Source organism: Actinopolymorpha singaporensis (genome assembly GCF_900104745.1).
GTDB lineage: Bacteria > Actinomycetota > Actinomycetes > Propionibacteriales > Actinopolymorphaceae > Actinopolymorpha > Actinopolymorpha singaporensis.
The window spans coordinates 4,711,152-4,724,710 of record NZ_LT629732.1 but is presented as its reverse complement, the minus strand read 5'-3'; the positions used below and the strand labels follow the sequence as shown (position 1 = coordinate 4,724,710).

General features: G+C 65.9%; 7 protein-coding genes and 3 rRNA genes. 8 read left to right on the top strand and 2 right to left on the bottom strand.

All coding sequences use genetic code 11. From position 1 onward, the window contains the following. The first annotated feature begins 10 nt into the window (after positions 1-10). The 3 genes from argH to tyrS are packed head-to-tail and all read left to right on the top strand — an operon-like array spanning position 11 to position 3,467. Positions 11-1,441, top strand: a complete 1,431-nt coding sequence (argH, locus tag BLU27_RS21295; protein ID WP_092655433.1) for an argininosuccinate lyase — start codon at positions 11-13, stop codon at positions 1,439-1,441. Next, positions 1,438-2,157 carry a DNA-3-methyladenine glycosylase gene (locus BLU27_RS21290; RefSeq protein ID WP_092657978.1) on the top strand — a complete coding sequence of 240 codons (720 nt, stop codon included), beginning with the start codon at positions 1,438-1,440 and terminating at the stop codon, positions 2,155-2,157. The genes argH and BLU27_RS21290 overlap by 4 nt, the downstream gene beginning before the upstream one ends. Further along, positions 2,154-3,467 carry a tyrosine--tRNA ligase gene (gene tyrS, locus BLU27_RS21285; RefSeq protein ID WP_241827548.1) on the top strand — a complete coding sequence of 438 codons (1,314 nt, stop codon included), beginning with the start codon at positions 2,154-2,156 and terminating at the stop codon, positions 3,465-3,467. Before BLU27_RS21290 ends, tyrS begins: the two co-directional genes overlap by 4 nt. 444 nt (positions 3,468-3,911) lie before the next feature. Here the strand turns inward: tyrS and BLU27_RS29270 are convergent, their stop codons facing one another. Next, entirely contained in the window at positions 3,912-4,193 is a 282-nt protein-coding gene (locus tag BLU27_RS29270) for a hypothetical protein (RefSeq protein WP_157728742.1), read from the bottom strand. Here BLU27_RS29270 and BLU27_RS21280 point away from each other — a divergent pair. The 5 genes from BLU27_RS21280 to BLU27_RS21255 all read left to right on the top strand — a co-directional run bounded on the left by BLU27_RS21280 (position 4,190) and on the right by BLU27_RS21255 (position 11,973). After that, positions 4,190-5,706: ribosomal RNA gene (locus BLU27_RS21280) — 16S ribosomal RNA — on the top strand. The genes BLU27_RS29270 and BLU27_RS21280 overlap by 4 nt on opposite strands. A 454-nt stretch (positions 5,707-6,160) precedes the next feature. Then, a 23S ribosomal RNA gene (locus tag BLU27_RS21275) occupies positions 6,161-9,289 on the top strand. 187 nt (positions 9,290-9,476) lie between these two features. After that, a 5S ribosomal RNA gene (rrf, locus tag BLU27_RS21270) occupies positions 9,477-9,593 on the top strand. Together the 16S, 23S and 5S rRNA genes form the textbook arrangement of a ribosomal RNA operon. A 1,124-nt stretch (positions 9,594-10,717) precedes the next feature. After that, positions 10,718-11,395: a tetratricopeptide repeat protein gene (locus BLU27_RS21260; RefSeq protein WP_092655430.1), complete on the top strand. Its 678-nt coding sequence runs from the start codon at positions 10,718-10,720 to the stop codon at positions 11,393-11,395. 182 nt (positions 11,396-11,577) lie between these two features. Further along, positions 11,578-11,973, top strand: a complete 396-nt coding sequence (locus BLU27_RS21255; RefSeq protein ID WP_092655428.1) for a single-stranded DNA-binding protein — start codon at positions 11,578-11,580, stop codon at positions 11,971-11,973. Here BLU27_RS21255 and BLU27_RS21250 read toward each other — a convergent pair. Next, positions 11,948-13,420 (bottom strand): DUF1015 family protein, encoded by a 1,473-nt coding sequence (locus tag BLU27_RS21250; RefSeq protein WP_241827547.1) that lies wholly within the window; start codon positions 13,418-13,420, stop codon positions 11,948-11,950. The two genes, BLU27_RS21255 and BLU27_RS21250, sit on opposite strands and share 26 nt — an antisense overlap. Positions 13,421-13,559: the final 139 nt, after the last annotated feature.

Sequence of the window (13,559 nt, the reverse complement as noted above, 5' to 3'; positions counted from 1 at the left end):
AAGGAACTCCGTGACCGAGCAGCACCCGCCGGGCGAGCAGCCGACCCGGCTCTGGGGCGGCCGCTTCGCCGCCGGTCCTGCCCAGGCGCTGGCCGCTCTGTCCAGGTCGGTGCACTTCGACTGGCGGCTGGCGCCGTTCGACCTCGCACAGACCCGTGCCCACGCACGGGTGCTGCGCCGAGCGGACCTGCTCACCGAGCCGGAGCTGGCCCGGGTGGAGGAGGCGATCGACGTGCTCGCCTCCGAGGTGGCGGCCGGCACGTTGGCGCCCCAGCCCGACGACGAGGACGTCCACACCGCGATCGAACGCGAACTGCTGAACCGGCTCGGCCCGCTCGGGGGCAAGCTGCGGGCCGGCCGGAGCCGCAACGACCAGGTGGCGACGGACTTCCGGCTGTATCTCCGCGCGCAGGCACGGATTCTCGTAGCCCTGGTGGCCGACCTGCAGGAGGCGCTGCTGGAGCAGGCCGAACAACACGCGGCCTCGCCGGCTCCCGGCTTCACCCACCTCCAGCACGCGCAACCGGTCGCCTTCGGACACGAGCTCGCCAAGCACGTGCACGCGCTCGCCCGTGACGTCGACCGGCTGCGTGACTGGGACGACCGGGCGGCCACCTCGCCACTGGGGGCCGGCGCGCTCGCCGGCTCCTCGCTGCCACTCGACCCGGAGGCCGCTGCCGCCGACCTCGGCTTCGTGCGGGCGGCGGAAAACTCCCTGGACGCGGTTTCCGACCGGGACTTCGTGGCCGAGTTCCTCTTCTGCACCGCGATGCTCGGCGTCCACCTCTCCCGGCTGGGCGAGGAGTACTGCCTGTGGGCGTCCACCGAGTTCGGCTGGGTCCGACTCGACGACGCCTTCGCCACCGGCTCGTCGATCATGCCGCAGAAGAAGAACCCCGACGCGGCCGAACTCGTCCGCGGCAAGTCCGGCCGGCTGATCGGGCACCTGACCGGAATGCTCGCCACGTTGAAGGGCATGCCGTTCGCCTACAACCGCGACCTGCAGGAGGACAAGGAGCCGGTCTTCGACACGGTGGACCAACTCGTCCTCGTGCTGCCCGCGATCACCGGAATGGTCGCGACCAGTACGTTCGACACCGAACGGATGGCGGCGGCCGCCCCGCTGGGGTTCGCACTCGCCACCGACGTGGCGGAGTGGCTCGTACGCCAGGGCGTGGCCTTCCGTGACGCACACGAGATCGCCGGCGCCTGTGTACAAGCGTGCGAGCGGCGTGGCGTCGACCTGCCCGACCTCAGCGACGACGACCTGGCGGCGATCTCGACCCACCTCACGCCGCAGGTCCGCACGGTACTGAGCGTCCAGGGCGCGCTGGACGCTCGGTCGGCCCTCGGCGGCACCGCGCCGGCCCGGGTGCGGGAGCAGTTGTCCCGGCTCCGGCCGCGCACGGAAGAGGCTCGGGAGTGGGCACGCGGGGGATGACCGACGACGAGCTGCGCGCACTGCTCGACCGGCCCGTGCTCGAGGTGGCGCCGGCCCTGCTCGGCTGCGTGGTCGAGCGCCGAACGGCGGAGGGGCTGGTCGCCGTCCGGTTGACGGAGGTGGAGGCGTACGACGGTCCCAACGACCCGGGCTCGCACGCCTACCGCGGCCGGACAGCACGCAACGCGGTCATGTTCGGCCCGCCAGGCCACCTGTACGTCTACTTCACGTACGGAATGCACTGGTGCATCAACCTCGTGTGCGGGCCGGACGGGCACGCGAGTGCTGTCCTGCTCCGGGCAGGTGAGGTGATCGCGGGGGAGGACCTCGCCAGGTCGCGACGGCCCGCGGCCCGTTCGGTCCGCGACCTCGCCCGCGGCCCGGCTCGCCTCGCCCAGGCGCTCGACGTGGACCGCGCCGGGAACGGCCTGGACACCTTCGCCCCGTCTTCGCCCGTACGCCTCAAACCAGGCGAACAGGTGCCGGACGAGCGAATCCGCCGCGGGCCGCGGGTCGGGTTGGCGGCGGCCGCGGACCGGCCGTGGCGGTTCTGGGTGGACGCCGAGCCCACCGTCTCCGTCTACCGCGCGCACGCACCCAAGCGCCGCCGGACCGCCGCGACACCACCCGCCCCCACCGGCGCCGTACCCGGCTCGGGCACTCTTGGAGGCGAGGCAACCGAACCATCGATCCGATCGAGGAAGGAACCACGGTGACCGGTCCCGGGGACAACACAGAGCAGCCGGCGCAGTCGGTGCTGGACGACCTGCGCTGGCGCGGTCTTCTCGCGGAGTCGACCGACGAGCACGCGCTCCGCGCCGCGCTCGCGGAAGGACCTGTCACCTATTACGTCGGTTTCGACCCGACCGCGCCGAGCCTGCACCACGGCAACCTCGTCCAGCTCGTGACCGCTCGGCGGCTTCAGCAGGCCGGCCACAGGCCGCTGCTCCTGATCGGCGGGTCCACCGGCCTGATCGGTGATCCCAAACCGGACGCCGAACGCACGCTGAACGATCCGGAGACGGTGGCCGGCTGGGTCGAACGCCTGAAGCGGCAGGTCACGCCGTTCGTCGACTTCGACGGTCCGAACGCCGCGCGGATCGTGAACAACCTCGACTGGACGGCACCGGTCAGCGTTCTGGAGTTCCTGCGTGACATCGGCCGACACTTCCGGGTCAACAAGATGATCCAGAAAGAGGTTGTGAAGGCGCGTCTGGACACCGAGCAGGGGATCGGATACGCCGAGTTCAGCTACCAGATCCTGCAGGCGTTCGACTACCTCGAGCTGTACCGCAGGTACGGCTGCACCCTGCAGACAGGCGGGAGCGACCAGTGGGGCAACATCACCGCCGGCGTCGACCTCATCCGCAGGGTGGAGGGAGCCGCCGTGCACGCGATGGCGACTCCCCTGCTCACCCGGTCCGACGGCACGAAGTTCGGCAAGAGCGCAGGCGGCCTGACCGTCTGGCTGGACCCGGAGATGATGTCGCCGTACGCCTTCTACCAGTTCTGGTTCAACACCGCCGACGCCGACGTCGGCCAGTACCTCCGCGTCTTCAGCTTCCGCTCCAGGGAGGAGCTGGAAGCGCTGGAGAAGACCACCGCCGAACGCCCGGCCGCTCGGGAAGCCCAACGAGTCCTGGCCGAGGAGCTCACCACTCTCGTCCACGGCGCGGACGAGTGCGCCCGCGTGATCGCAGCCTCCGGAGCCTTGTTCGGCCGGGGTGCCCTCACCGACGTCGACGCCCGGACCCTCGACGCCGCGCTGCGTGAGGCGCCGCACGTTCGCGTCGAACGCGACCCCGGGGGTGCGCTGCCACCGCTGGTCGACCTTCTTGCCGACACCGGTCTGGTGGCCAGCAGGTCCGCAGCTCGGCGAACCATCGACGAGGGTGGCGCCTACCTCAACAACGAGCGGGTCACGTCGGTCGAATCGGCACCATCCGCCGGTGACCTGCTCCACGGCCGGTGGCTGGTGTTGCGCCGTGGTCGGCGAAACGTCGCCGGCGTCGAGGTGGCCTCCTAGGACCTGCACGCTGTGGGCCGTCGGGGCACGGCGTGCTCCGGGCGGGGGAGATCCCCTCGCCCGGAGCCGCTGGGACGCACAACAGCGGCGGAACGTGGCCCCACTTGACGGCCCGCACGCAGATCCGTATGGTTCTACTCGCTCCGCACGGGTCGCGGGACGCCAGCTGGCGGCCGGTCCGGCGGGGAACCTCCTCGGATCGACACCGTTCGCTCGGTGCACTGCTTGGTGCTCTGCGCACGGATCGAGACGAGGGGACGGCCTGCGAAGGGGCCCGATTTGCCGGGTTGCGGAGAGGTCGGTAAGCTAAGCGAGTCGCCGAGAGCGCGGGACACCGAAGAGGTGGCCGGCCCGGAGACACACCCCCGAACGAAACAAAGCCCGAAGCCGGAGTCTGTACGAAACGGAAGAGGGCCATGTTTCATGGGGTGAATCGGTTCGGAATCACCCGATTTGCCTGGGTGAGAGCGGGTCGATAAGCTGGAAGAGTGCCCTGGAGCCGGGCTGGGAGGTCTGGTTCTGGTGTGTGTCTGATCCTTGAGAACTCAACAGCGTGCCGAAAGTCGATGCAGTGTTTTTTGCCCCGTTGGCAAGTGCTGCGCGTGCCTGATGGCCTTTTGGTTTTTGGGTGTTGTGTGGTGTCTTGTCGCGGATTCCTTTGGTGACAGGCGGCCCTGTTTTTTTGGGGCTGTTTGTTTGCTGGGGTGGCTTTTTGTTGGTTTTCAACGGAGAGTTTGATCCTGGCTCAGGACGAACGCTGGCGGCGTGCTTAACACATGCAAGTCGAGCGGAAAGGCCCTTCGGGGTACTCGAGCGGCGAACGGGTGAGTAACACGTGAGCAACCTGCCTTCAGCTCTGGGATAAGCCTGGGAAACTGGGTCTAATACCGGATATGACCTCTGCCTGCATGGGTGGTGGTGGAAAGATTTATCGGCTGAAGATGGGCTCGCGGCCTATCAGCTTGTTGGTGGGGTGATGGCCTACCAAGGCTTTTACGGGTAGCCGGCCTGAGAGGGCGACCGGCCACACTGGGACTGAGACACGGCCCAGACTCCTACGGGAGGCAGCAGTGGGGAATATTGCACAATGGGCGGAAGCCTGATGCAGCAACGCCGCGTGAGGGATGACGGCCTTCGGGTTGTAAACCTCTTTCAGCGGGGACGAAGCGTGAGTGACGGTACCCGCAGAAGAAGCGCCGGCCAACTACGTGCCAGCAGCCGCGGTAACACGTAGGGCGCGAGCGTTGTCCGGAATTATTGGGCGTAAAGGGCTCGTAGGCGGTTTGTTGCGTCGAAAGTGAAAATCCGGGGCTTAACTCCGGACTTGCTTTCGATACGGGCAGACTAGAGGTAGGCAGGGGAGAGTGGAATTCCTGGTGTAGCGGTGGAATGCGCAGATATCAGGAGGAACACCGGTGGCGAAGGCGGCTCTCTGGGCCTTACCTGACGCTGAGGAGCGAAAGCGTGGGGAGCGAACAGGATTAGATACCCTGGTAGTCCACGCCGTAAACGTTGGGCGCTAGGTGTGGGGGACTTCCACGTTCTCCGTGCCGCAGCTAACGCATTAAGCGCCCCGCCTGGGGAGTACGGCCGCAAGGCTAAAACTCAAAGGAATTGACGGGGGCCCGCACAAGCGGCGGAGCATGTTGCTTAATTCGATGCAACGCGAAGAACCTTACCTGGGTTTGACATGCAGAGAAATCTCGTAGAGATACGGGGTCCGTAAGGGCTCTGCACAGGTGGTGCATGGCTGTCGTCAGCTCGTGTCGTGAGATGTTGGGTTAAGTCCCGCAACGAGCGCAACCCTCGTCCTATGTTGCCAGCGGGTAATGCCGGGAACTCATAGGAGACTGCCGGGGTCAACTCGGAGGAAGGTGGGGATGAGGTCAAGTCATCATGCCCCTTATGTCCAGGGCTGCAAACATGCTACAATGGTCGGTACAATGGGCTGCGAAATCGTAAGGTGGAGCGAATCCCTAAAAGCCGGCCTCAGTTCGGATCGGGGTCTGCAACTCGACCCCGTGAAGTTGGAGTCGCTAGTAATCGCGGATCAGCAACGCCGCGGTGAATACGTTCCCGGGCCTTGTACACACCGCCCGTCAAGTCATGAAAGTCGGCAATACCCGAAGCCGGTGACCTAACCCCTTGTGGGATGGAGCCGTCGAAGGTGGGGCTGGCGATTAGGACTAAGTCGTAACAAGGTAGCCGTACCGGAAGGTGCGGCTGGATCACCTCCTTTCTAAGGAGCTTTTCTGGTGGCCGCCGTTGGTGGTTGTCCAGGGCGCCGTTGTCCGGCCGTGTGTGTCGGAGCGGTGAGCTCATTAGTGGAGCATCGGCTAGTGGGTGTTCGTCCACGGTTTCCGCGTGGCCTAGTACTACTCCTCTGTTTGCTTGCTGCCTTTGGTGGTGGGTTGGGGGGTGTGGAACGGGGCGTGGGTTGTGGGTGGCGCTGAGGCACGTTGTTGGGTCCTGAGGGATCAGGCCAGGGCCATGTGTGGTTGTGGTTTGGTTTCCTTGGGTTGTCGGGCCGTTCCTTCACCGGACGGCCACCCGGGTTCGCGCCGGCGGTTGTTTTTGCCGGGGTTTGCTTGTGGTGGTTTGCGGTGGTTGTGGGGTGGTGTCCGTTCGTTTCTTGAGAACTGCATAGTGGACGCGAGCATCTTTGTTTTGCCGAGAACTGTGTCTGTTTGTTGTGACAAGTTAGTAAGGGCACTCGGTGGATGCCTTGGCACCAGAAGCCGATGAAGGACGTAGGAGCCTGCGATAAGCCCCGGGGAGTTGGCAACCGAGCTGTGATCCGGGGGTGTCCGAATGGGGAAACCCGGCTGGAGTCATGTCCAGTCACCGGCGCCTGAACACATAGGGCGTTCGGAGGGAACGCGGGGAAGTGAAACATCTCAGTACCCGCAGGAAGAGAAAACAATTGTGATTCCGTGAGTAGCGGCGAGCGAAAGCGGAAGAGGCTAAACCGTGTAGGTGTGATAGCTGGCAGGTGTTGCCTATGCGGGGTTGTGGGATCGTCCGGTCGGAGCTGCTGATCCGGCGAGGAGTTATAAACCGCTGCGGAAGTCGAAGGGTCTGGAAAGTCCCGGCATAGCAGGTGATACCCCTGTAGACGTAACGTGGTGGCTCCTGGGCGTGTTCCCAAGTAGCACGGGACCCGTGAAATCCTGTGTGAATCTGGCGGGACCACCCGCCAAGCCTAAATACTTTCTGGTGACCGATAGTGAACCAGTACCGTGAGGGAAAGGTGAAAAGTACCCCGGGAGGGGAGTGAAATAGTCCCTGAAACCGTGTGCCTACAATCCGTCGGAGCGTCCCTTCGGGGGTGTGACGGCGTGCCTTTTGAAGAATGAGCCTGCGAGTTAGTGGTGCGTGGCGAGGTTAACCCGTGTGGGGAAGCCGTAGCGAAAGCGAGTCCGAACAGGGCGTTGAGTCGCGTGCTCTAGACCCGAAGCGGAGTGATCTACCCATGGGCAGGGTGAAGCGCGGGTAAGACCGCGTGGAGGCCCGAACCCACCGGCGTTGAAAAGCCGGGGGATGACCTGTGGGTAGGGGTGAAAGGCCAATCAAACTCCGTGATAGCTGGTTCTCCCCGAAATGCATTTAGGTGCAGCGTCGCGTGTTTCCTACTGGAGGTAGAGCACTGGATGGTCTAGGGGGCCGACAAGCTTACCGAAATCAGCCAAACTCCGAATGCCGGTAGGTGAGAGCGCGGCAGTGAGACTGCGGGGGATAAGCTTCGTAGTCGAGAGGGAAACAGCCCAGATCACCAGCTAAGGCCCCTAAGCGTTCGCTAAGTGGAAAAGGATGTGGAGTCGCAGAGACAACCAGGAGGTTGGCTTAGAAGCAGCCACCCTTGAAAGAGTGCGTAATAGCTCACTGGTCAAGTGATTCTGCGCCGACAATGTAGCGGGGCTCAAGCGAACCGCCGAAGCTGTGGCATTCACGTATTGTTCGGCTCTGCCCTTCGGGGTGGGGTCCAGACGTGTGGATGGGTAGGGGAGCGTCGTGTGGCGTGTGAAGCGGCGGGGTGACCCAGCCGTGGATGCTACACGAGTGAGAATGCAGGCATGAGTAGCGAAAGAGGAGTGAGAAACTCCTCCGCCGAATGACCAAGGGTTCCAGGGCCAGGCTAATCCGCCCTGGGTAAGTCGGGACCTAAGGCGAGGCCGACAGGCGTAGTCGATGGACAACGGGTTGATATTCCCGTACCGGCTTTGTCGCGCCCATGCCGAGCCCGGTGATGCTAAGCGCCCGAGCCTGGTTCGACCTTTCGGGGTTGTTCTGGGTGAGCGCGTGACCCGATCCGGTGGTAGGCAAGCGATGGGGTGACGCAGGAGGGTAGCTCTACGCGGCGATGGTAGGCGAAAGCTGATCCGCGGGCAAAGGTGTAGGACGAGACGTTGGCAAATCCGCGTCTCATGTGTCTGAGACCTGATGCCGAGCCGATTGAGGCGAAGTGAGTGATCCCATGCTGCCGAGAAAAACCTCTAGTGAGTGACAAGGCCGCCCGTACCCCAAACCGACACAGGTGGTCAGGTAGAGAATACCAAGGCGATCGGGCGAACCGTGGTTAAGGAACTCGGCAAAATGCCCCCGTAACTTCGGGAGAAGGGGGACCGGATCCGTGAGGGGACTTGCTCCCTGCAGCGGTGAAGGTCGCAGAGACCAGGCCCAAGCGACTGTTTACTAAAAACACAGGTCCGTGCGAAGTCGCAAGACGATGTATACGGACTGACGCCTGCCCGGTGCTGGAACGTTAAGGGGACCGGTTAGATCCTTCGGGGTCGAAGCTGAGAACTTAAGCGCCAGTAAACGGCGGTGGTAACTATAACCATCCTAAGGTAGCGAAATTCCTTGTCGGGTAAGTTCCGACCTGCACGAATGGCGTAACGACTTGGGCGCTGTCTCAACCACGGACCCGGCGAAATTGCACTACGAGTAAAGATGCTCGTTACGCGCAGCAGGACGGAAAGACCCCGGGACCTTTACTACAGCTTGGTATTGGTGGTCGGTTCGGTTTGTGTAGGATAGGTGGGAGACTGTGAAGCCCGGACGCCAGTTCGGGTGGAGTCAACGTTGAAATACCACTCTGATCGTATTGGCTGTCTAACCTCGGTCCGTTATCCGGATCAGGGACAGTGCCTGGTGGGTAGTTTAACTGGGGCGGTTGCCTCCCAAAATGTAACGGAGGCGCCCAAAGGTTCCCTCAGCCTGGTTGGCAATCAGGTGGCGAGTGCAAGTGCACAAGGGAGCTTGACTGTGAGACCGACAGGTCGAGCAGGGACGAAAGTCGGGACTAGTGATCTTACGGTGGCACGTGGAAGCGCCGTGACTCAACGGATAAAAGGTACCCCGGGGATAACAGGCTGATCTTGCCCAAGAGTCCATATCGACGGCATGGTTTGGCACCTCGATGTCGGCTCGTCGCATCCTGGGGCCGGAGCAGGTCCCAAGGGTTGGGCTGTTCGCCCATTAAAGCGGTACGCGAGCTGGGTTTAGAACGTCGTGAGACAGTTCGGTCCCTATCCGCTGTGCGCGCAGGAGACTTGAGAAGGGCTGTCCCTAGTACGAGAGGACCGGGACGGACGAACCTCTGGTGTGCCAGTTGTTCTGCCAAGAGCACCGCTGGTTGGCTACGTTCGGAAGTGATAACCGCTGAAGGCATCTAAGCGGGAAGCACGCTTCAAGATGAGGTCTCCCACCGGGTCAACCGGGTAAGGCCCCCAGAAGACGACTGGGTTGATAGGCCAGATGTGGAAGCGAGGACTAACGACTCGTGAAGCTGACTGGTACTAATAGGCCGAGGGCTTGTCACACACCACACCCGCGGGTGTGAACACGACACGTGTGACCTCGAAGCGAAACAAACGACTGTGTGCGTCCACTATGCGGTTCTGAAGACACGAACCACCCACCCCGGCCGGCAACCGGCATCCGACAAGAGGATTGCTGGTTTTTGCTGGTGCGCGGTCTGCTGGTTGCTGGTTCATATCTTCACAGCGTTACGGCGGTCATGGCGAAGGGGAAACACCCGGTCCCATTCCGAACCCGGAAGTTAAGCTCTTCAGCGCCGATGGTACTGCAGGAGGGATCCTGTGGGAGAGTAGGACGCCGCCGGACATACATTGGTTGAGGGCCACCCCACACGGGGTGGCCCTCAGTCATGTCCGGCGCCCTCTTCACGGTGTCCCCGGCGCCGCTCGAGCGCCTGCCGGCACACCGGGCGACTACCCAGTTCGACCCAAGCGGCAAGATGGGGACGTGAGCCGTCCCAGAGGAGCACGATGAGCGACAGTTCGAGGCGCGGCCAGGATCGAGACCGCGATCGACGTGACCGCGACAGCCGGCGTTCGGCTGAGAGGCGACCGGACCGAGCCGGCGGCCGTGGAGACGCGTCCGGATCGCGATGGTCTGGAGGCCGCCGGTCGGAGCCAGGCGCTCGGGGGGTCGGCAACCGGCGTGAACCCACCGGTGACGACCGGTCCACAAGCCGCGGACAGCGTGGCGGCGGTACGGATCGGACATCGCGTGGACAGAGCTCGGGGAGCGGGTTCAAGCCGAGCCGGCGCACTGGTGATCGGCGCGACGGTGAGTCCGGGCGTGGTCGGGCGTCTGAGAGCAGCTGGTCCTCCGGACCCCGACGTGACCGCGACAGTTTCGAGGGTGGCAACGCTCGTACGGATCGCGGAGGCGGTGGAAGGTTCGGTTCGGACCGCGGGGCCGGCAGCCGGCGGGACGGCGGCGCCCGATCTGGGACCGACCGAGGGGGACAGGGCCGCGGTTGGCGTCCGGACTCCCCCAGGCGGGACTCGACGGCGCGGGGGGCGGATGGTCCGCGGCGTGACGAGACGTCCGGAGGGTACGACCGCTCTTCGCGCGCTGAACGCCCGTACCGCGGAGACCGTCGTGCGGACGTGCCGCGAGCCGGAAGGTACTCCCAGGGCGACGATCGCAGGGGACGGGAGCGCGGTTTCGGTGATCGCGACCGGGCCCGCAGCGACGCGTCCGGAGGAAAGGGACGGGAGCGCGGTTTCGGCGATCGGGACCGGTCTCGAAGCGAAGGCGCCGGGGGCAGCGGCCGTTCCCAGCCGCGTTCCTCGGGGCACAGCGGCAGCCGGCACGAACGACCGGGCCGACCCGCGGACACCGACCGCCGTCGGCGCGACGTCGACCGCCCGGCGCGGGACACTCGTCCCGGTGCCGACGATCGCCGACGGGGAGGAACACGCGACCGGAGCCGGCCGGTGAACGAACCCGTCGGTCCGGAGCTGCCCACGGACGTCACCGGGCTCGAGCTCGACCCCGACATTCGGCGGCAGCTCGGCACCCTGAGCAAGGCCACCGCCGACCGGGTTGCCCGTCATCTGGTGATGGCCGGACAGCTTGTCGACGAGGACCCGGACGAGGCCCTCGAACACGCCCTGGCGGCGCGGCGCGAAGGCTCCCGGCTGGGCGTCGTGCGTGAGGCTGTCGGCTACACCGCCTACGCGGCCGGGAAGTACGAACAGGCGCTCGCCGAGTTCCGTGCCGCTCGCCGCATGACCGGGTCGGCGGAGTACTTCCCGGCGATGGCAGACAGCGAGCGCGGACTGGGGCGACCTGAGCGCGCGCTCGATCTCATCGCGACGGTCGACCGGTCGGAGCTGGACCCCGTGGCACGCGTCGAGTTGCTGATCGTCGAGGCGGGGGCACGACGTGACCTGGGTCAGCCTGCCGCGGCGCTGGCCCTCCTCGACGTACCCGCTCTGCACGGAAGGGCCTCGGCCACAGCGGTCACCCGCGTGCGGTACGCCTACGCCGACACCCTGGAGGAGCTCGGCCGGCGCGAGGAGGCAGCGCGATGGTTCGCGCGCGTGCTCGAGGTGGACACCGACGCCCAGACCGACGCCGAAGAGCGGCTGGCCCGGCTCGCCGAGGGGTGAGGGGAGCGAGGCGGAGAGCCTGACGGGGTGGTTCCCCGCCAGGCGCCGTTTGTTGTCCACAGCCGCCCGATCGGCGAGGTTCTACACAGGCGGGGGTCTTGTGTGGTCGCTCGTGCCGAAACGGAGGAGATTGGGGCTGCCAACCAGCGACGACGGACCTTCCAGAGAGGGAGGCAGCCCCGATGACAGACTCCGACGCGCAGAAGCCGCCGGTCTCGTGTCCCGCTCACCGCAACGAAGTGACGCTGGTCGGCCGGGTGTCGGCGCCGGCTACGCGCCGGGAGCTGCCCAGCGGCTCAGCTGTCGTCAGCCTTCGGCTGGTCGTGCAACGAGATCCGAAGACCCTGCCTCCGCGTTCTGCCGTGGTGGACACGATCGAGTGCGCCTCGTGGTCTGCCGAATGCCATGCAGAGATGGAGCGGTGGAGCTCCGGCGACATCGTTGAGGTAGTGGGCGCGCTCCGACGTCGATTCCGTCGCGGTGAGTCCGGACCGATCAGCCGGTACGAGGTGGAAGCGGCCAGGGCGCGCCTGCTCGTCGCCAAGGAGGCGGTCAGTGCTGGTCGAACATCCGCATGACGAACCCGGTGCGCGGCTTCGGACCGAACGAGGTCGACTTGCGCGGCATCCGGCCACCCTCGCGGGCGACGGCCTGCACGGTGGTCACGTCGACCGGGTTGAGCAGCACGGCGACGCCGTTGCCCTGCCGGGCATGCTCGACGGCGGCGGGTTCACTGTGCGCATAGCCGATCTGCTCCTCGGCCAGGCCCAGAACCTGCCCGAACAACTGTTCGTGCAGCATCTCGGTGTCCAGACGGATCCGCCCGGAGGTGGTCTCGGCGGGGGTGCTCAGCAGTTCCCAGCGGATCCCGTCGGTGACGACGAACGCGTTCCGGCGGCCGTGGGCGGCAGCGAGCGCGGCATGTGCCCGGTCGGCGTCGCCGAAGGACTCGACCGTGAACTGCGCGGCCGCACGGGACAGCAGGTCTGCCAGCGTGATCCCGGCGACCGTCCGGTGAATCGCGGTGAGCCGCAGGGGATGCGCACGCTGGTCGACGAGCAACGCGAGTCCGCTGTCCCATGGGCCTGGGCCGGCACCCGTGGCCCGGATCTGACGTTGGAGCTTCAGGTAGGTCGCGTACCGGTGGTGACCGTCGGCGATCAGCGCCTGGCGCGGGGCCAGGTCTGCGGCGATGGTGCTCAGTGCGTCCGGGTCGGTGATTCGCCACATCAGGTGATCGACTCCGTCCGCAGTGCGGGCGTTCACCAGTGGTTCGCCTCGGACCGTCGTCTCCACCAGGTCGCTGGCCGGCCCTCCGCCGTCGTACACCAGCAGGATCGGTTCCAGGTTCGCCTCGCACGCGCTCATGAGGGCCAGCCGGTCTGCCACCGGACCGGGCATCACGTCCTCGTGCGGAAGGATCACCCGCTCCTCGGGCTCGCGCAGTTCCACGGCGCCGAACATCCCCCGGAGGACGAAGGGCGCGCTGCCAGGCTCGCCGGACTCGGGCACCCGCTGCTCGTAGACGTAGAGCGCGGCCTCGGTGTCGGCTCGCAGGATGCCCTCGGCCCGCCATCGGTTGAGCAGCTCGGCAGCTCGCCGGTAGTGGTCGGTTTCGGGCCGGACCTGCGGACCGGCCCCGCCACCGTGGTCGGCCCTGTCGTTTTCGGCGGGTTCGCCAGGTTCGCCAGGTTCGCCAGGTTCGCCAGGTTCGCCGGGCTGCCCCCGCTCGCCGGCTCGGGGCGAGTCGTCCCTTCCGGTGCAGGGCCCTCCGTCGCCGGGGCCCGAGCGCTCGTCGGAGGTCCAGTCAGCGGGTCCCGCCGGCAGCGGGAGAACGACCCGGACGATGTTGTGCGGCTCCTCTGCCGTGAGCGCGGCCACGCTGCCGGGATCGAGGACGTCGTACGGCGGAGAGGTCACGGCGGCCAGGTCGCTCACCCGATCGGGGTCGTAGCGGACGCCCGGAAATGGCGACAGCACCAGCGGCCGGGTGCCAGAGTCGGGAGTCGCGGAGGGGTCGGTCACGCTGGGCATGGTAGGTGTCCACCCCGTCCGGGCGAGGCGCCCGGGGCGTCCCCGGGCAGGTGTTCTTGGGAAACCGGGGTCGGCAGACTGGGTGGAATAGCCCGCCCCCGCCTCCGGTTGAGGGCGCCGAGGAGGGAGG

What these genes read in the sequence shown, in the direction of transcription:
- BLU27_RS21290 (WP_092657978.1), top strand. Translation starts at nt 1,438, where the DNA reads ATGACCGACGACGAGCTGCGCGCACTGCTCGACCGGCCCGTGCTCGAG.
- BLU27_RS21255 (WP_092655428.1), top strand. Translation starts at nt 11,578, where the DNA reads ATGACAGACTCCGACGCGCAGAAGCCGCCGGTCTCGTGTCCCGCTCAC.